Source organism: Mesorhizobium newzealandense, assembly GCF_042682145.1.
Classification (GTDB): domain Bacteria; phylum Pseudomonadota; class Alphaproteobacteria; order Rhizobiales; family Rhizobiaceae; genus Mesorhizobium; species Mesorhizobium newzealandense.
Genome location: NZ_JBHUGZ010000002.1, coordinates 103,912 through 121,880 on the forward strand (window position 1 = coordinate 103,912; position 17,969 = coordinate 121,880).

Genomic DNA, 17,969 nt, shown 5'->3' on the forward strand with positions numbered 1-17,969 from the left:
CGGCGAGGACCGTCGCCTCCCGATCGGCTCACGAAACTTTCGCCAGCGCCAATTCCCGACGTCGCGTTGAGGTCGAGTTGCTTGAGCTGAAAGCGAGGGAGTAGGAGAGCGCGTCAGATTTCATCTGGGCTCGCCGCTCAAGAATGTTTCGGTCGCCGCGAGAATTGGCGGGGCTCGCGTTGCGGCTATTTGAGTGTGGTGTTTGCGATCGGCAGGATGGAAGCCACATGCCAACCGGTTGCGTCGCGGACGAACGTCTGACTGATCAGAAATGTGCCGTCCTGTGGCGTGTCGCCCGGAAGGCCCCGCGTGAAAACGATGGGGACAAGAATCTGCATTACATCGTTGGAGATCGCGGCTACGCGAAAATGCGACATGTCGGGTTTGAGATGCCATGTGCCTTCGTAGTATTCCTTGAAGCATGCAGCGACCGCCTCGGGTCCTCTCGTTTCCACGCCTCGCGAAAACAAAAGCATGCTGGGCGAATTCCAGAGCATGTCTCTCACATCGCCCGCGTTGTGCGCATTCTGCGCGGCTACGAATCTCGTAAACAGGGCTCGCGCCTCGGTTTCGTTTGCGGCGGCGGATGCATGTCCGCCTGTGACTGTCATTACGAGAAAAAGGAGCGCGGCCGGCAGCGCAAGATAGCGATTATAGGGAGCCGACAGCCGTAGCATCGCGGCGATCATCGAATTTGTGGAATGGGTCACACTGACCTCTCTTGGTTTCAGCGCAGGCTTCCGCCGGCGCACTTGCTCGCCCAAATGGCACTTCGTCCGCGCCGTGGTCTCGGCGGTGATCGTTTTTCGGATCATGCAGCTACTGGCGGTGTTGGCGCCCTTAACGTCACCCGCCGTTCTTTTTAGATCCTTAGATCCGACATTTCACGTCTCCTGCTCCCGATCGACAATGATGGTACATGCCATCAATAGTTATCGGCATATGCCAATTTTTCAAGTCACCGGGCTGGAACATCACCTGAACGTGAAAGCCCCCCGACATTGTCAGCTAGCTTCGCGAGTGTCGTGATCCGACCGGCCACCCAGCCTTCGCGCCGGCCCTCCTGCCTCCCTGGAAGGCCTGCTTTATCTGTTGTTTGAGCATGATCTTTTCCGAAAACCGGTACCCACTTTTCGGGTTCCTGCTCCAGGCCGGCGTATGGTGCGCCGGCCCAGCATCGAGGGCGACGAGAGGTTTGATATGGACGACCGGGAAATACGCGCTGCTCTGGATCGCCACTGGGCTGCCTCCGATGCGAATGATTTCGAGGAGGAGCACCTGATCTACCGAGAGGACGCGGTGCTCGACTATCCGCAATCGGGAGAGCGCATCCGTGGGCGAAGGAACATTCAATCGTCTCGTGCCGCGCAGCCAAACCGGAAGCGCTTCACGGTGCGGCGGATCATCGGCGCGGGCGACCTTTGGGTCACTGAATATGTCCTGGCCTATGACGGGCGGCCGTCTTACACCGTGAGCATCATGGAGTTCCTCGATGGCAAGGTGGCCCGCGAGACGCAGTATTTCGGCGATCCGTTCGAGCCGGGGCCTTCGCGCGCGCAATGGGTCGAGCGGATACCGTGAACCGCAGGGATGATCATTCGCCGCTCGCCCGCGCGGAGCTGCCGGCGAATACGGTCTCCCTCGCCCGCTATCTCATCGGCAAGGTGGTGGTGCGGGAGCTGCCTGAAGGCATCGCAAGCGGTCGCATCGTCGAGACCGAGGCCTATGTCGTCGGCGACGCCGCCGGGCATGGCTACCGGGGGATGACCCCGCGCAACCGATCGCTGTTTCTCGAGCGCGGGCACGCCTATGTCTATCTCGCCTACGGCATCTCCACCATGCTGAATGTCTCGAGCGAGATGCAAGGGATCGGAACCGGCGTCCTGATCCGGGCCCTCGAGCCGCTCGAAGGCATTCCGATCATGCAGCTCAATCGCGGCATCGAGCGCCTGCGCGACCTGGCGCGGGGACCTGGACGGCTGGCCCAGGCATTGCGGATCGATCGTTCGCTCGACGGACTCGACCTTTGCCGGCAAGGCCCGTTGTGGCTCGCAGGCGACGGCCACGAAGCCGGCGAAATCGGGCAAAGCATCAGGATCGGCATTTCGAAGGATGCGGACCGCCTGCTGCGGTTTTATGTCAGGAAGAGTCCGTTCGTCAGCGGTCCAGGATCGCTCAACGCGTAAGGGACCCCGCAGCCGCGCCCTCCCCCTCACGTCAAAGGGGGACCGGCGCTCCATCCCTACTTATTGGACCGCCATATCGGCGGGCCTGCCATCTGGTCCTGCGGTTCGCCCTGAGATATCCGGCTGCCACATGAGTGAAGCCGTGAAGACACCCAGCCTGACCGGCGCCGTTTCCCCGATGATCCCTGTGCTCGTATGCGCGCTCGCGATCTTCCTGTTGTCGGGGATGGATGCGGCGATGAAGACCCTGGTTATCGCCGTCGGCGTCTACAACACGGTGCTGTGGCGCAGCATGGTCGCGACTGTCGTCGCGGGCGCTGCCTGGTCGGCAGGGCCGCGCTCCCGGCCAACCCTTGCGGTACTGAGGCTGCATGCGCTGCGTGCCGCCGTTGTCGGCATCGTTCTGATATGCTTCTTCTGGGGGCTCGCCAGGCTGCCGCTGGCGGAGGCGATCGGACTCAGCTTCATCGCACCCTTGTTCGCTCTCTTCCTCGCCGCGCTGTTGCTGGGCGAACGAATCCGGCGGCAGGCAATCTGGGCATCGCTGGCCGGCATTGCGGGCGTTGCGATCATCATGGCCGGCCAGTTCGGCCAGGCAAGCTATTCGCAAGATGCCATGCTCGGCACGGCAGCGGTGCTCGTGTCGACGGTGTTCTACGGCTACAATTTGATCCTCGCCCGGCAACAGGCGCAGTTGGCCAAGCCGATCGAGATCATGTTGTTCCAGAACCTTTGCGTCGCCATCATCCTCGGCCTCGCCGCGCCGTGGCTCGCCGTTGCATTGCCAACCCATCTTTGGCTTCCCCTGGCCGGGGTGACGGTGCTGTCGCTTGCCGGGCAATTCCTGATGAGCTGGTCCTACGCCCGCGCCGAGGCGCAATATCTGATCCCGACGGAATACTCAGCCTTCATCTGGGCGATCGCGCTTGGCTGGTTCTTCTTCGACGAGGAGGCTGCCTGGACCACGCTGGCAGGAGCATGCCTGATCGTCGCCGGCTGCCTGATCGCCGCGCGGGCAAATCCGAAGCTTGCCGAGCCGATCGAAGCGACAGTTTGAGCAAGCCTGTCTTCCCTGGCGAAAGGTTGCCGCACGCGATTGGAGCACGGGCCCTCGAACCGCTCCAGAGTATCCTGAAGCACCCGAGCCATCCAGCACAGTGCGGGCACCTCCGCTTCGTCTCGAAGGACGGCCGAGCGTGATGTCTACGGATACTTCGTCTGATTTGCGATCGCGTCCTGGGCGCTTGAATCGCCCTGCAGCTCCCCTGGCAGGGGAAGACTCGAGCAGCGCAAGTGCACCTCGCGAGAGAACAATTTTCGTTGCTTCTGCTCGTGCTCCTTGATGGCCGCCACGAGCCCCAATGAGTACGGACCAAGCAAGACGCCGAAGCCCCACCCCGGATGCTCTTTTTCGCGAGTTTCGTAGTCCGAGGCCGCCATACGCGCTTGCTGGCATTCCGGCGACACCCATTTCGGGTCCTGCTGCGAAAGCGACGCTTCGTAGACGACCGGAGAGGTCACACATCCAGCCAATGTCGCGGCCAAAGCGACCAAGATTGCAGTTCTCATCCGAAAGCCTTCCCAAAGCATAGTGCTGAGTCCACGAATCTCTTCTTCCACAGGGAGATATCTCCGATGAGGCAGCCGGAGACACGGTTATCGTTGTCAGTCATTTTTCACAACGCAGAACCGGAATCTCTAATGCTTTTGGCGCAAAGCTGACGGTCGTCACGTCGGACGGGCAGCGCTCCCGATGGCGTTGCCCTTGGCCACCGCTGCAGCCGTACCCGTTGCAGATCAATCGCGCGAGGTCCTCAGGGAGGGATGAGGCCTGTTGCTGGACTTTGACGCTCGTGCGCCGCTTCAAGCGCTTGCAAGCCGCTGGACTGGGCGGATCAATTATGTAGCAGGCGACGCCAAGGATCGGCTGGGCCTGAGCGCTGTGCTCGTGCGCCCCGATGGCTTCGTCGCCTGGGCCGCTGACACTGCCCCTGACTATGAGGAAGCCGCTCAGGTCGCGTCGCAATGGTTTGGCGAAGTCGAATAGGCGCGTGAACCTGCCTGAAGCGTTATCCGCCTGACACCGTCAGCCGCGCCGCGCCGCCTCGATCGCGGCGACGTCGATTTTCTTCATGTCCATCATCGCATCAAACGCGCGTTTTGCTTCATCGCCGCCGGCACCCATCGCCTCGGTCAGCACGCGCGGGGTGATTTGCCAGGAGACGCCCCATTTGTCCTTGCACCAACCACATGCACTTTCCTGACCGCCATTGCCGACGATGGCGTTCCAGTAGCGGTCAGTCTCCTGCTGATCGTCAGTGGCAATCTGGAACGAGAAGGCTTCGTTGGGTTTGAACGCGGGCCCGCCATTGAGGCCGAGACAGGGGATGCCGGCGACCGTGAATTCGACCGTCAACACATCGCCCGCCTTGCCGGACGGATAATCGCTGGGAGCACGGTGGACGGCACTCACCGAGCTGTCAGGAAAAGTCTCGGCGTAGAAGCGGGCAGCAGCCTCGGCGTCCTTGTCGTACCACAGGCAGATCGTGTTCTTGGCAATTGCCATTGCTTGTCCCTTTCGCTTTTGAAGCCATTCCGGCCCGGTTTCCCACGCCCCCGGGGCGGTTCACAGTCGGCCTCGACGGTGCCCCACGAACATAGAATGCGCTCAGACCATCTGATGTTCCGCCCCCAGGCCACGAACGATGTCCCTATGAGCCGGCGGAATGTCGGGGTTTCTGCACTAGCGGTGACTTGGCTAACGTCAAGCCAGAAGGTTGCGCACTGTGCGCATGAACACCTTTGAGCCGATCGGGATCAGGTCGTCTGGAAAGTCGTAGTCGGGGTTGTGCAGCGCCGGGTGCCGTTCGCCCGCGCCAAGGAACAACATCGCCGATGCTGCCGTGTGGCCGAACACGCCGAAGTCCTCCGAGGCGCGCATCGGCAGATTTTCTTCGCCGTGCGAGACGCCCTCTTCATCGAGCGCGCGTCGCAGATGCTCCACCGCCTCCGGTGCGTTGACGCTGGCAACAAATATCTCGTGGTAGTCCCACCGAGCAGCAAGGCCATACTGACCAGCGATTCTCATGACCAGAGCTTCCGCGGCAGCACACAAATTGGCCATGCGGTCGTCGCGCCGGGTGCGCAGCGTCGCCCAGACCTCGGCATGACCGGGCGCGATGCCGAACACGGCTTCACCCATCTCGGCATGGGTGACGGTCACCATGCTGAATTCGTCGTCGGCGAAGGTTCCGAGTCCAAGTGCAGGTAGTGCCGGCATCAGCTGGCTGATCGCCATCATCGGCGAGATGCCGGTCTCGGGCATCGACGAATGCGCGGTCTTCCCCTCCAACACGATGCGCATGCCGCGTGAGGCACAGTTCACCACGCCCGTCTTGAGCCGTACCTCGCCGAGCGGCACGCCAGGCAGGTTGTGCAGAGAGAACGCGAAATCCGGCGCGATCGCGCCGAAGCGCGGATCGGCGACAACGCCGGCAGCACCATTGCCGGTTTCTTCCGCTGGCTGAAACATCAACACGACACGGCCTTGAGCGGGCCTCTCGCGCCCCAACTGACGGCCAAGTGCTGCCAGGATCGCGGTGTGTCCGTCATGGCCACACATATGCGACTTGCCCGGCACCACTGATGAATGGGGCGCGCCCGAAAGTTCGTGGATCGGCAGCGCATCGAGTTCCGAGCGGAACAACACCGTTGGTCCCGGCTTGCCGCTTTCATAGATCGCCGCCACGCCGTGCCCACCCAATCCAGTCAACACCGCGTCCGGCCTTGTATCCGCGAGGAAGTCGACGACCTCTCTCGCGGTCCTCTCCTCTTCATTCGAGATTTCCGGATGCTGGTGCAGCTTGCGCCGCCACGCCGTAAGCTCGACGACGTCTCGATTGGTCAGGGTCAATTTTTCCTCTCCGCTCAGGCTCAATTCTCCCTAACATGCGCAGTTCTCCCGGCGTCGTCAAAGCTCGACGATACGTGCGGCATTTTCGGAACGGAAATCGGCATTGAGGAACCGGAAAGCGTCGGCTGAGTTGAATTCTGCATCCGGAATCGTAGGTTGGACCGGTAACGTCCGGGAAAAGCATGAGTAAGCCCCCGCTGTTGATTGCCGAATGGCCGCTACCGCCATCGGCGACGCTTGGATCGTCGGTGCGTGCGAAGGGGATCGAACGCGAGATACGGGCGCGGCTGCCGTGGGCAGCGAGTAGATGCGTCAAGGCCGAGGCCGGGCACATTGCATTGCGTATGCCGCAAGCCGCGGCGGCTGAGTTCAGCGCTGCCTCGGCGAAAATCTTGAGGGCGTTGCACGGCATAGAGGACCTGCCCGTGCTTCCGCGCGAGGCGGAGGACATTTTGACGATCTCTGCCCGAGAACGTCACAAATGGCTCAAGGACGGTCGACTGCCCAGCATCGGCACGCGCACCGTCAAGTTGCGCGGCCGAGCCAAGGCCGTCACCTTCCACGTCTTCGACCCGCGACACATCGAGGACGTCCTGGATCGCGACCTGCCGGCCATCTGGAGAGAGGAGGACGTGCGGGAAGCCGCCGAAAACAGGCGGCGCGCGGCCGGAAAGGCCGCACTGACGCGTGCAGGAAAGGGCAAGACCGCTGTTGCCAGGAAAGCCCGCGAAGCAGACACCGCACGGCCAAGACTGGATGGCTGGGACGCGTTCGAAGACGAGGGACTGCTGCGCTAGCGCGGCTGTAAGCGGAGCCGGGAGCACTCGGGTTCGGGCGACGAAACAGGTGGCAAAAAGCAGGCTGGTTGTCGGAAATCACGCCGGCCGTTCGTCCTGTGGGGCAAGCAAGAACTGGACACCTCACCGAGCAACCACCAGGAGCCTTCCAATGACACCCACCATCACAGCCTTTGAGCGCTCGCCCGACCGCGGCAGAGGACAGGCACGTGACATGCGTGTTCGCTGGGCACTCGAAGAAGTGGGCCAACCTTACGACGTTCGCCTTGTTTCGTTCGCAGAGATGAAGGAGCCCGCGCATCGTGCGCTGCATCCTTTCGGGCAGATTCCGACCTATGAAGAAGGCGATCTCGCTCTGTTCGAGTCAGGCGCGATCGTGTTCCATATCGCGCAGCGCCATGCGGGCCTGCTGCCGGACGATGCCGATGCCCGGGCGCGCGCGATCACCTGGATGTTCGCCGCGTTCGGCACGGTTGAGCCGCCGATCCTTGAACGGGAAACCGCGAGGTTCCTTGAGCGCGACGAGATCTGGTACGAGCAGCGTCTGCCGCTTGTCGAGAAGCGCATCCGTGACCGGGTGGGCCAGCTTTCCAATCGCCTGGGTGATGCCGACTGGCTCGATGGTGCGTTCAGCGCGGGCGACCTCGTGATGGTGGGAGTCCTGCGCCGGTTGAGCGGATCGGGTCTGCTGGATCCGAACCTCGCCGCCTATGTCGCCCGCGGCGAAGCGCGGCCCGCCTTCAAGCGTGCTTTCGACGCTCAATTGGCGGTTTTCACCGCCGCATCGACCGGCTGATGAACGCGATTCTGGGTTCGAAAGTTGACATTCAACCAGCGGACAATTTGTGCCGGCAAGCGAGGCGACCGCGGCAGCATTCTGCGACCTCCGCGGCGGCTAATAGCCCAGGCGCTTCAGTTCAGCCTTGACCGCCGCGATCGTCTTGAAGCGGGAATGCTCCGTCGCTCGTGCTGTGTACGAAAGACCCTCACCGACAAAGAGCCTTGGGCCGACAGGCGCGGGCGAAACAAGCGTTTGCGCCCGCGTGGCCTTTATTCAGCTACTTAACCGGGATCATGAGATGTGCGTAGGGAGTGCCCGCCCACATCACATAGGGCTTGGACGTGTCCGGCTTGGCATCCGTCGGATAGCCCCGCATCATGTCCATTGCGTTGACGATCATCACGTGCGGGCCGGTCTCTACCCAATTGTTGCCTTCCGCGGGCTTCGTCGCATAAGGGTCGGTGTTGCTGCCGTCGGTGCCGCCGGACAGCATATACATGAAGCCGACCTTGCCCTTGGGCGGTTCCTTTTTTTCGATCCAGGCCATTGCCCATTCCATCGAGTTGGCATCGCCACACATCGGGTCTGGACCAGGCGTGGAAGGGCTGTCCGGCATGCACCAGAAGCCGTTTTTGCCCTCGCGCAGCGTTCGCGTGGCACCCTTCTCATCCATGGCGTAGATCGCAGCGCCGCTTCCCACTGTGGCGGGCGCGGCGGATTCAGCGCTCTTGATCATCGCAGCATCATCGGCCGCTGCTCTATGCATTGTAAACAAACTGCTCGCCGCCAAAAGGGCAGCGACCGTCAGAAGCCGTTTCATGGCCGTTCTCCGGTTTGAGTTGGTCTTGTGCATGATGTCGGACGCGCGGCTATCCAGAGCCGTTTGTCGGTATCAAAACAGTAGCAGATCGCATGCTTCCGGACAATGAAGCCTTAGCTATACCTAATGTACGGCGAGTGGTTCATGCTGATGGTGCAACCACCGGCCGGCAAGTCCTGCTTGCTATTCCGTCTCCCGTTTCCCGTTCAGCTGCGCTCGTGCATCCCGGATCGAAGCGGCGTAGGTCACCAGCGGTCGCTTGACGCCGTGGTTGATCAGCATGCGCCGGGTCTGCGGCGAGGCGCCTGATATGATGAAGCGGACGCCGGCGCGCTTGGCCTTGTGCGCGGCGCCCTCGATGACATTGGCCGCCGTCGAATCGAAGAACGGCACGGCCGAACAGTCGAGGATGAAGTTCCTGCGCTGGTCGGCGATGCGGTCGAGCACGGTGCCGACAGTCGAGGCAGCGCCGAAGAAGAAAGCGCCCGAAATGCGGTAGACGACGGTGTCGGCGTCGCTGGCCTCGCTGGCATCATAGGCGCGGCCGCTGCTGTCGGCGACATCGTCCTGCACCAATGGCAAATCCGCCTCCACCGCGATCGACTTGGCCATACGGTCGATGAACAGGATCGAGCCGAGCGCGAAGCCGACGACGATGCCTTCGGTCAAGTCGCGGAAGACGACGATCAGGAAGGTTGCCAACAGCACCAGCGCGTCGCCGCGCGAGGCGCGCAGCAGCGTGGCGAAGGCCTGCTTCTCGAACATGTTCCAGCAGACCACCGCCAGCACGCCCGCAAGGGCGGCAAGTGGGATGTAGCTGGCGAGCGGTGCGGCCACCAGCATGAAGGCCAGCAGGAAGACAGAGTGCAGCATCCCCGAAACCGGCCCGTGCGCGCCGGCCCGCACATTGGTCGCGGTGCGGGCGATGGTGCCGGTGGTGCAGATGCCGCCGAACAGGGCTGAGGCAATGTTGGCGAAGCCTTGCGCCACCAGTTCGCAATTGGAACGGTGCCGACGTCCCGTCATGCCGTCTGCGACGACCGCCGACAGCAGCGATTCGATGGCGCCGAGCAGCGCGAAGGCGAAGGCGTCCGGCAGCACGGCGATCGCCTTGTCGAGGCTGAGCGCCGGCAGCGCCGGAAACGGCAGGCTGCGCGGAATGCCGCCGTAGCGCGTGCCGATCGTTTCCGCCGGCAGCGCCAGCAGCGCCACCATCAGCGAGGCGATGCCGACGGCGATCAGCATGCCCGGCCAGCCCGGCCGCCAGTGTTTCACCGCGACAATGGTGACGATGGTCAGCACCGCCACCAGCGTCGCCGAGATGTTGAGCGTGCCGGCCGCCTCGCCGATCGCTACCAGTTTCGGCAGCAGCGGCCCGGGCTCCGGCCGGCCGAGTTTCAGCCCGAACAGTTCGACGATCTGGCCGGAGAAGATGATGATCGAGATGCCGGCGGTGAAGCCGACCGTCACCGGATAGGGGATGAATTTGATGTAGGTGCCAAGCCGGAGATAGCCGATGGCGAGCAGGAAGACGCCCGACATCATCGTCGCCAGCAGCAGCCCGTCGACGCCTTCGCGCTGAACCGTTGCTGCCACCAGCACGATGAAGGCGCCGGCCGGCCCGCCGATCTGGAACCGGCTGCCGCCCAGCGCCGAGACGATGAAGCCGCCGACGATGGCGGTGAACAGCCCACGCTCCGGCGTCACGCCCGAGGCAATCGCAATCGCCATCGACAGCGGCAACGCGACGATAGCGACGGTCAGGCCGGCCATGAAGTCGGCCTTGAACTGCGGCAGGCGGTAACCTTCGCGCCAGACCGTCACCAGTTTTGGCGTGAACAATTCGGAAAATGTCGGCTTCGCCGACCTTTGGGCCGACTTCTGGGTCGGTCGATGCACTGCCCGCTGCGTCTGATCCATGGCCTTCCGCTCCAGAAGGCGGCGGGATCGTCGGCAGGACTGTCGGCGGTCGCCGTCGCGACTTTATGCCGGCTCAGCTTTCGGATCTGGCGGCACGACCGGCTTGAGGCGCACGCCCCTGCCGCCGCGCTCGCTGGTCTGGTTCTCGCCGATCAGCTCCACCCCGGCCTCGTCGAGAGCCTGGATGACCTTCATCAGCGTATCGACCACGCCCCTGACCACGCCGTCGCTCGCCTCCATGCGCTGGATGGTCGGCAGCGAAACGCCGGCGCGTTCGGCGAGCGTCTTCTGATCGATGCCGGCCAGCGCCCTTGCGGCGCGCATCTGCGCGGCAGTGATCATCGGCCGAAATCCCCGTCTGAGTCTGCAGGTCTAGCGTATAATACCATTATTGTGATGTTTCAAGCATCAATATGAATGTCTGAGGCGTAAGTGGCATGCCTGCTTGTCCATTTTTCAGATACTTCCTGAGGAATGCGAGCTAGAGGTGTTCCATCTGGGGTAGGGGGTAACGCGGTTGACTATTTTCAGGACCTTCATGACATCGGCATGCTTGCTGTCGGTGGTTTTCCTGCTGACGGGCTGCGGACACCTGATCAACAGGCTGATCTGACGGCGGCCGGTCAGGCCTTGTCGCCCTGTCCGCGCCATCGTTGCAGAGCCCGCGCCGCCAGCCAGCACAGCATCGCCCAGGCGAAGCCGGCGCACCAGCCGGCCAGCACATCCGATGGCCAGTGGACGCCGAGATAGATGCGGCTGACGCCGACCAGCACCGCCGTCAGCACGGCGAACGACAACACATAGATCTTCGTCACCCGGCCTGGCAGGAAGCGGGCCGCCAGCGAGCCGAGGGTCAGATAGGTCACTGCCGACAGCATGGCATGCCCGCTTGGGAATGAGAGCGACGTCTCGTTGACGAGATGCGAAACCAGCTCGGGCCGCGGCCGGTCGACGCCGAGCTTCAGCAGGCTCGACAGCATCTGGCCGCCCGCCACCGCAACGAAGATGAGCAGCGCCGTCGCCGGCCGGCGGATCAACAGAAGATAGACGATCGTCGCCGCCGTGATCAGCACCAGCACGCTGGCGCTGCCAAGGCTGGTGATGTCGCGCATCGCGCCCTCCAGCCAAAGCGGGCCGATTGGCACCCCCGGCTGGCCCGGCTGGCGGAAGGCGAGCAGGATTTCGGTGTCGAAGGCGTGCGGCGTGGTGGCCCGCGCCACCTCCATCAACTCCTCGAATCCCCACAGGCAGCCGGCGATGACCATGCCGGCCAGCAGCACCGGGAATTCGACCCGGTTCATGAGAGCGTTCGCGGCGTTCTTCATCGGCACTCGCCTGTTACAACCGCCCTTGCAGATAGGGCCCGAGCGTGATCAGCGCCACGGCGGCGATCGCCAGAACGATGCCGGTCGCCTGCAGCGCGTTGACGCGCTCGCCGAAGAAGACCAGGGCGACGACATTCACTGACACTAGCTGGATGACGGCCGAGAGGCTGAACGACACCGACATGCCGAATTCGCGGATCAGCCGCAGCATGACCAGATTGCCCAGCGAATAGAGCGCAAGCGTCAGCAGGATCTTGCCGAGGCTTGGCGCCAGACCCCATTGCTTGGCCGCCGTCGCTGCCAGCAGGAAGATCACCGTCGAAAAACCAAGCTGCAGCAACCCCGAAAAGCTCACGTCCCACCCCTCTCGAAGCGGCTCGCGCCGCGTGTCTCGCGGACCTTGTTTCCGAAGCGTGCCGGGACGTCAAGCGACGTTGATCAACGTAGGTCTTGGCAACAGCAAGAGGGAGGCTCAATGTGCTGGCATCGCCCAGCTATCGATTGAAGGGCGGTCAGGGGGCCATGATTCGTTTTTTTCAAGACTTGGCGCGGCGCTGGAGCGAGCTTTCTCTTGCCCTGCAATTCGTCATTGCCGGCGGCTTTGGCCTGCTGGCCGTCATGCTGGTGGTGGGTGCCTGGGTGACGACACAGATCCGGGAAGGCGTCATGCGCAATTCCGCCGCCACGACGGCCCTCTACGTCGACAGCGTGATTGCGCCGCTGCTGCCCGACTTGCGCAAGAGCCAGGAGCTCAGCGACTCCGTCAAGCAGGCGCTCGACGAGACGCTTGGCCAGGGCGCGCTCGGCAAGCGCATCGTGTCGTTCAGGCTCTGGCGCCGTGACGGCACGGTACTCTATGCGAAGGAGGCGGCCTTGATTGGCCGCCGCTTCGATCCGAGCATCGGTCTGCGTTCCGCCTTCCAGGGCAATGTCGTCGCTCAATTCGATACGTTCGATGAGAACGAAAGCCAGGAACAGGCGATCGGCGTGCCGTTGCTGGAGATCTACAATCCCGTGCGCGAGCCGTGGTCCGGCGAAGTGGTGGCCGTCACCGAATTCTATGAGATCGCCGACGACTTCAAAGCCACACTGGCTTCCGCTCTCCTGTCAAGCTGGCTGATCGTGGCCAGCGCGACCCTGGCGGCATTTCTGCTGCTGTCTGGCATAGTCTTGCGCGGCAGTCGCACCATCGACGATCAGCGCGGGGCGCTGCGCCGCCAGGTGTCGGAGTTGCAGGGCCTGGTGGCGCAAAACAGCGCCTTGCGGCTGCGCGTGCAGCGGGCGTCCCGCCGCGCTACCGCGCTCAACGAAAGCTACCTGCGTCGCATCGGCGCCGACCTCCATGACGGTCCGGCCCAACTCGTGGCGCTGGCGGCGCTGCGCATGGATAGTCCGGTATTTTCCGGCGATGGTCATTCAAGCGAAAGCCGAACGACCGAGGTCGCGATGATCCGCAAGACACTGGAGGATGCGATGCGCGAAATACGCGGTATCTGCACCGGCCTCGTCCTGCCGCAGATAGAGACGGCTGCCGCAACGGACATTCTGCGGCTGGCCGTCAACGAACACGAGGCGAGGACGGGAACGTCCGTGACACTCACGCTGGCCGGACAGTTGCGAGAGCCCGGCGCCTCTGAGAAGATCAGCATCTATCGCTTCGTGCAGGAAGGGCTGAACAATGCCTATCGCCACGGGCGAGGCAAGGATCAAGCGGTGACTGCCGGGATGAAAGGTGGCAGGCTCTTTGTCGAAGTATCGGACGGCGGGCCAGGCTTCGATCCGGCACGGGTCGAGGGCCTGGGCCTCGCCGGCCTCAGAGAGCGGGTTGAAAGCATTGGCGGCCAGTTCGAAACCGTCACCGGGCCGCAAGGCACGCGATTGGTGATCCGTTTATCGGTCGAGGAGCAAGCATGATTGGTGCCATTCGTATCGCCATTGTCGACGATCATCCCCTCTTTCGCGAAGGCGTGACGCGCAGCCTGGCGGAAATCGGAGGCTTCGAGATGGTTGGCGAGGGCGCCACTGCGCAGGATGCCGAACGCATCGTCTCGACGATACGGCCCGACATATTGCTGCTCGATATCTCCATGCCGGGCGGCGGTCTGGCCGCGGTTGCGACCATCCTCGACGGCCATCCAGCCCAGAAGATCGTCATGCTGACCGTTTCGGAGGCCAATGCCGATGTGACCAGGGCCCTGAACGCAGGGGTGCGTGGCTATGTCCTCAAAGGTATCGGGTCGCGCGCGCTGGCCGACATTCTGCATAACGTGGCGGCCGGCGAAAGCTATCTTTCGCCGACGCTGTCGGCCCGCCTGCTTTCGGATCTCCAGTCCCTGCAGCCGACCAACGGCATAGAGGACCGGCTGCGGCAACTCACCGAGCGTCAGGCGGAAATTCTGCGGCTGGTGGCGGAGGGGCTAAGCAACAAGGAAGTGGCCTTGCGGCTGGAGTTGCAAGAGAAGACCGTGAAGCATCACATGACCGGCGTGCTCTCGAAACTCAACGTGCGAAACCGCACCGAAGCCGCCTTGATGATGCGTGAGGCGCGCGACCGAGACCGGAACCATTCGTAGAGGCTTCCGTCATCGCACTGCTGGAAAACCGGGTGACGCCGGGCAAAAACGAGGTCACCTCCGCCGGGGGCGGCGGAGGTGACGTGTGAAGCCGGCCGTTGCCTGTTGGCCGACTTCACAAGGCCTTGAGGCGGCTGACATCCGCCGGCGTGACCTGGCGATCGATGATCGTACGCCCCAGCGCATCCTCCATCCTGAAACGGCCGTTCTCGATCGTTTCCGTTATGCCGTCGGGATGCTGGACCGTGATCTTGTTGCCGTCCACGTCAACCTCGTCACCGGTCTCGGCGTTGACATGATGGCCGTTGTCGTTCTGCCCCTTGCTGGCCCCCTTGCCGTTGCCACCGCTGCTGTTGCCGCCGCTGTTGCCACCATTGCCGTTTCCGCCGCCGTTTCCGCCGCCGCCACCGCCGCCCTTGCCGGCCTGTGCACTAGCGGCGTAGATCCCGGGAGCGTAGCCGTGGAAGGCAATTTGATAGGGAGCGATGATCAACGCCAGCGCGGCTGCGGATCTGAGTGCCAGCCGGCAACAACGGGGCGTGATCGATCTGTGCATCCTGATCTCCGTCGATTGAGCTGGCGCGCCCACCGTCGACGTTGCAGTTGCACCAGCATCGCCGAAAGAAGTGATCCCCGAAAGCCGCGTCCGACCGTTGCGCTTGTTACCCAGGACCTTTGCAAGCACAAGATTGGACTAAAGTCCCAAGAGTGTGATAATAAATACCTCTTATGAACGGCGGCGACCGCCATCGCCGACGGGAAGCTGGCTTTCCTGACGCCTGGCGGCGGCAGATGCCGAACATCAAGTCACCTCCGCCGGGGGCGGCGGAGGTGACTTGTAGGACCTTCACAAAGCTTGGAGACGACTGATGTCGTCCGCCGTCGCCGGACGTTCGACAATCGTGCGGCCGAGTGCATCCTTCATCTCGAAGCGACCGTTCTCGATCTCCTCCGTGATACCGTCGGGATGTTCGACTTCGATCTTGTTGCCTTTCACTTCGACCCTGTCGCCGGTCGCCGCATTGACATGATCCCCATCATCGTCGTGGCCTTTGGAGTTGCCGACATCGCCGTCGTTTCCGCTGTTGCTGTTGCCACTCCCGCCGCTGCCGCTGCCGCCACCATGTCCGCCATCCTTGGCATGCGCGCTTGCCGCTAGGATGCCGGGAGCCGCGCCGTGGAAAGCGAGTTGACAGGGGGCGATGGCGAGCGCCAATGCCGACGTCGCCCTCAGTGCCAGCCAGCAATAACGGATCGTGATCGATCTGCGCATCCTGGTCTCTTCTTCAATCGGGCCGGCGGATTTCAAGCAGGCGAATTTCAGGGCCGGCGTTCGCAAGTGGCCGACCATGGCCGACAGCGCGGCCTCGCGTAATCGGCCCACGACCGATGCGATGCCGCCAAGGGACCTTTGCCGGGCCTGACAAGGGACCTTTGTCCCAGCGCTGCGTGCTGCTCCCAGAATGCTTGGCCAACGGCGCGCAATGCCTGTTGCGGCTGAACGGTCTCGATGTCACGAAAATGTGATCAGGCGACTATAAGGGGGTTGAACAGGCAACCCGCTCCAGCCACCCTAAAGCCAGAGGCAAGCCAGATGACCGAACACCGCTCCCCCGACGCCAAATTCCGCACCAGCCTGCTTGAGGAAAATGACGGCCCGGCCACCAATCCCTCCGACAACCGCACCATGGGCGAGATCATCGCCGCACGGTTCTCGCGCCGTGGTTTCCTCAAGGGCTCGCTGGCCGTCTCGGCCATTGCCGCCACCGTCAGCCCACTGGCGCTGGTCAGCGCCGACCAGGCCCGCGCCGCCGAAGGCTCGGCCTTCGCGTTCGACGAGTTGGAGGCCGGCATCGACGACAAGCATCATGTCGCGCCGGGCTACGATGCCGATGTGCTGCTGCGCTGGGGCGATCCGCTGTTTGCCGATTCGCCGGAGTTCGACCCGACCAAACAGTCGGCGCAGGCGCAGTCCAGACAGTTCGGCTACAACAACGACTATGTCGGCTACATCGCAATCGACGGCTCGGCCGAACACGGCCTGCTGGTCGTCAACCACGAATACACCACCCCGCATCTGATGTTCCCGGGCATCGTGAAGATCGTCGAGAAGGACGGCAAGAAATCGGCCGACGTCGCACCGCTGAGCAAGGAGCAGGTCGATGTCGAGATGGCCGCGCATGGCGGTACCATCGTCGAGATCCGCAAGGACGGCGGCAAATGGCAGGTGGTGCGCGACGGCAAGCTCAACCGCCGCATCACCTCCAACACCGAAATGGCGCTGTCCGGCCCGGTTGCCGGCCATGACCGCGTCAAGACCAACGCCGATCCGTCCGGCACCAAGGTGTTCGGCACCTTCAACAACTGTGCCGGCGGCGTCACCCCCTGGGGCACCTATGTGATGGCCGAGGAGAACATCCACGGCTATTTCTCCGGCGAATTGCCCGAGGGCCACAAGGAAGCTGCCAACTACAAGCGCCTCGGCATTCCCGAAGGCGCCTATGAATGGGCGGCACACCATGACCGTTTCGACCTGTCCAAGGAGCCGAACGAGGCCAATCGTTTCGGCTGGATCGTCGAGGTCGACGTCAACGATCCGACCTCGACGCCGAGGAAGCGCACCGCCATGGGCCGCTTCAAGCATGAGGGCGCAGAATCGATCGTCGCCAAAGATGGCCGCGTCGTCTTCTATCTCGGCGACGACGAGCGCTTCGACTATGCCTACAAGTTCGTCACCAAGGCGGCCTTCAATCCGAACGACCGCGCCGCCAACAAGGATCTGCTCGACGACGGCACGCTGCATGTCGCCAAGTTCGCCGAGGATGGCTCCGTCGAATGGCTGCCGATCGTCTTCGGCCAGGGCCCGCTGACCCCCGAGAACGGCTTCGCCAGCCAAGCCGACGTGCTGATCGAGACTCGGCGCGCCGCCGACCTGCTCGGCGCCACCAAGATGGACCGCCCCGAGGACATCCAGCCCAACGGCGTCAACGGCAAGGTCTATGTCATGCTGACCAACAATTCGAAGCGCAAGGCAGACCAGATCGACGCCGCCAACCCGCGCGCCGAGAACACCTTCGGCCACATCATCGAGATCGCCGAGGGTGGCGGCGATTTCGCCGCCACCCGAGGCAAGTGGGAAGTGCTTTTGAAATGCGGCGATCCGGCGGTTGCCGATGTCGGCGCCACCTTCTCGACCGCAACGACGGCCAATGGCTGGTTCGGCATGCCCGACAATTGCGCGGTCGATTCGGCCGGACGCCTGTGGGTCGCCACCGACGGCCAGGGCCCGAAAGCCACCGGCCGCACCGACGGCCTGTGGGCGGTCGACACCGAAGGGTCGGCACGGGCGACCTCAAAACTGTTCTTCCGCGTGCCGATCGGTGCCGAAATGTGCGGCCCGCTGTTTGCGCCCGACGACCAGACCGCCTTCGTCGCCGTCCAGCATCCGGGCGACGGCGGCGAAGACTGGGAAGCGTTCGGCCGCCCGTCCTACTATGAGGACCTGTCGACGCGCTGGCCCGACTTCAAGCCCGACATGCCGGTGCGGCCGGCGGTCGTCGCCATCACCAAACAGGGCGGCGGCAAGATCGCGGTCTGACACGCCGATTCGCAATCTGAAGGAGGGGCTGCGGTGACCCGAGGCCCCTCCTTTTT

20 protein-coding genes and 1 pseudogene are annotated in these 17,969 nt (G+C 63.2%); 10 read left to right on the plus strand and 11 right to left on the minus strand.

Translation table 11 applies throughout. The features are described 5' to 3' along the window. Positions 1-185 precede the first annotated feature (185 nt). Entirely contained in the window at positions 186-815 is a 630-nt protein-coding gene (locus tag ACFSOZ_RS04630; protein ID WP_379094154.1) for a Cif family virulence factor, read from the minus strand. Positions 816-1,200: 385 nt separating this feature from the next. Here ACFSOZ_RS04630 and ACFSOZ_RS04635 point away from each other — a divergent pair, with 385 nt between their 5' ends. The 3 genes from ACFSOZ_RS04635 (at position 1,201) to ACFSOZ_RS04645 (ending at position 3,243) form a co-directional block, all read left to right on the plus strand. Next, positions 1,201-1,581, plus strand: a complete 381-nt coding sequence (locus ACFSOZ_RS04635; RefSeq protein ID WP_379094160.1) for a nuclear transport factor 2 family protein — start codon at positions 1,201-1,203, stop codon at positions 1,579-1,581. Next, positions 1,560-2,186: a DNA-3-methyladenine glycosylase gene (locus tag ACFSOZ_RS04640; protein ID WP_379094167.1), complete on the plus strand. Its 627-nt coding sequence runs from the start codon at positions 1,560-1,562 to the stop codon at positions 2,184-2,186. The genes ACFSOZ_RS04635 and ACFSOZ_RS04640 overlap by 22 nt, the downstream gene beginning before the upstream one ends. 130 nt (positions 2,187-2,316) lie before the next feature. Continuing rightward, positions 2,317-3,243 (plus strand): DMT family transporter, encoded by a 927-nt coding sequence (locus ACFSOZ_RS04645; protein WP_379094170.1) that lies wholly within the window; start codon positions 2,317-2,319, stop codon positions 3,241-3,243. 146 nt (positions 3,244-3,389) lie between these two features. Here ACFSOZ_RS04645 and ACFSOZ_RS04650 read toward each other — a convergent pair whose 3' ends face one another. Then, a complete protein-coding gene (locus tag ACFSOZ_RS04650) occupies positions 3,390-3,755 on the minus strand; it encodes a hypothetical protein (protein WP_379094961.1) in 366 nt (121 codons plus the stop codon). A gap of 259 nt (positions 3,756-4,014) precedes the next feature. Here ACFSOZ_RS04650 and ACFSOZ_RS04655 point away from each other — a divergent pair. Next, a pseudogene (locus tag ACFSOZ_RS04655) lies at positions 4,015-4,233 on the plus strand (aromatic-ring hydroxylase C-terminal domain-containing protein); the annotation flags it as partial. A gap of 39 nt (positions 4,234-4,272) precedes the next feature. On the opposite strand, the gene ACFSOZ_RS04660 reads toward ACFSOZ_RS04655, so the two are convergent. Continuing rightward, positions 4,273-4,746 carry a VOC family protein gene (locus ACFSOZ_RS04660; protein ID WP_379094964.1) on the minus strand — a complete coding sequence of 158 codons (474 nt, stop codon included), beginning with the start codon at positions 4,744-4,746 and terminating at the stop codon, positions 4,273-4,275. A 204-nt stretch (positions 4,747-4,950) separates the two neighbouring features. Next, complete coding sequence (locus ACFSOZ_RS04665; RefSeq protein WP_379094173.1) at positions 4,951-6,099, minus strand: amidohydrolase; 1,149 nt, start codon at positions 6,097-6,099, stop codon at positions 4,951-4,953. 182 nt (positions 6,100-6,281) lie between these two features. Between ACFSOZ_RS04665 and ACFSOZ_RS04670 the strand changes: the two genes are divergently transcribed. Together ACFSOZ_RS04670 and ACFSOZ_RS04675 are read left to right on the plus strand one after the other, a co-directional pair. Beyond that, on the plus strand, positions 6,282-6,896 hold the full coding sequence (locus tag ACFSOZ_RS04670) for a hypothetical protein (protein WP_379094177.1): 615 nt from the start codon (positions 6,282-6,284) through the stop codon (positions 6,894-6,896). 151 nt (positions 6,897-7,047) lie between these two features. Further along, entirely contained in the window at positions 7,048-7,692 is a 645-nt protein-coding gene (locus ACFSOZ_RS04675; RefSeq protein WP_379094180.1) for a glutathione S-transferase family protein, read from the plus strand. A gap of 262 nt (positions 7,693-7,954) precedes the next feature. On the opposite strand, the gene ACFSOZ_RS04680 is transcribed toward ACFSOZ_RS04675, so the two are convergent. The 5 genes from ACFSOZ_RS04680 to ACFSOZ_RS04700 all read right to left on the minus strand — a co-directional run bounded on the left by ACFSOZ_RS04680 (position 7,955) and on the right by ACFSOZ_RS04700 (position 12,097). Then, positions 7,955-8,497, minus strand: coding sequence for a hypothetical protein (locus ACFSOZ_RS04680; RefSeq protein WP_379094183.1), 543 nt, complete (start codon positions 8,495-8,497; stop codon positions 7,955-7,957). A gap of 183 nt (positions 8,498-8,680) precedes the next feature. Further along, a complete protein-coding gene (locus ACFSOZ_RS04685) occupies positions 8,681-10,417 on the minus strand; it encodes a SulP family inorganic anion transporter (RefSeq protein WP_379094186.1) in 1,737 nt (578 codons plus the stop codon). 63 nt (positions 10,418-10,480) lie between these two features. Next, positions 10,481-10,759: a helix-turn-helix domain-containing protein gene (locus ACFSOZ_RS04690; RefSeq protein ID WP_183446797.1), complete on the minus strand. Its 279-nt coding sequence runs from the start codon at positions 10,757-10,759 to the stop codon at positions 10,481-10,483. 281 nt (positions 10,760-11,040) lie between these two features. Then, positions 11,041-11,742 carry a phosphatase PAP2 family protein gene (locus tag ACFSOZ_RS04695; RefSeq protein WP_379094190.1) on the minus strand — a complete coding sequence of 234 codons (702 nt, stop codon included), beginning with the start codon at positions 11,740-11,742 and terminating at the stop codon, positions 11,041-11,043. A 13-nt stretch (positions 11,743-11,755) separates the two neighbouring features. Beyond that, on the minus strand, positions 11,756-12,097 hold the full coding sequence (locus ACFSOZ_RS04700; protein WP_379094193.1) for a hypothetical protein: 342 nt from the start codon (positions 12,095-12,097) through the stop codon (positions 11,756-11,758). 167 nt (positions 12,098-12,264) lie between these two features. Here ACFSOZ_RS04700 and ACFSOZ_RS04705 point away from each other — a divergent pair, with 167 nt between their 5' ends. Together ACFSOZ_RS04705 and ACFSOZ_RS04710 are read left to right on the plus strand one after the other, a co-directional pair. Next, positions 12,265-13,656, plus strand: coding sequence for a sensor histidine kinase (locus ACFSOZ_RS04705; RefSeq protein ID WP_379094196.1), 1,392 nt, complete (start codon positions 12,265-12,267; stop codon positions 13,654-13,656). Beyond that, entirely contained in the window at positions 13,653-14,315 is a 663-nt protein-coding gene (locus ACFSOZ_RS04710) for a response regulator (protein WP_379094199.1), read from the plus strand. The genes ACFSOZ_RS04705 and ACFSOZ_RS04710 overlap by 4 nt, the downstream gene beginning before the upstream one ends. 115 nt (positions 14,316-14,430) lie before the next feature. On the opposite strand, the gene ACFSOZ_RS04715 is transcribed toward ACFSOZ_RS04710, so the two are convergent. Beyond that, a complete protein-coding gene (locus ACFSOZ_RS04715) occupies positions 14,431-14,808 on the minus strand; it encodes a hypothetical protein (RefSeq protein WP_379094201.1) in 378 nt (125 codons plus the stop codon). Between the two features lie 354 nt (positions 14,809-15,162). Beyond that, the gene (locus tag ACFSOZ_RS04720; RefSeq protein ID WP_379094203.1) at positions 15,163-15,531 is read right to left on the minus strand and encodes a hypothetical protein; all 369 of its coding nucleotides are present in this window, start codon (positions 15,529-15,531) and stop codon (positions 15,163-15,165) included. A 40-nt stretch (positions 15,532-15,571) separates the two neighbouring features. Between ACFSOZ_RS04720 and ACFSOZ_RS04725 the strand changes: the two genes are divergently transcribed. Then, entirely contained in the window at positions 15,572-15,739 is a 168-nt protein-coding gene (locus tag ACFSOZ_RS04725; RefSeq protein WP_379094205.1) for a hypothetical protein, read from the plus strand. A gap of 170 nt (positions 15,740-15,909) precedes the next feature. Beyond that, a complete protein-coding gene (locus ACFSOZ_RS04730) occupies positions 15,910-17,913 on the plus strand; it encodes a PhoX family protein (RefSeq protein WP_379094207.1) in 2,004 nt (667 codons plus the stop codon). Positions 17,914-17,969 lie beyond the last annotated feature (56 nt).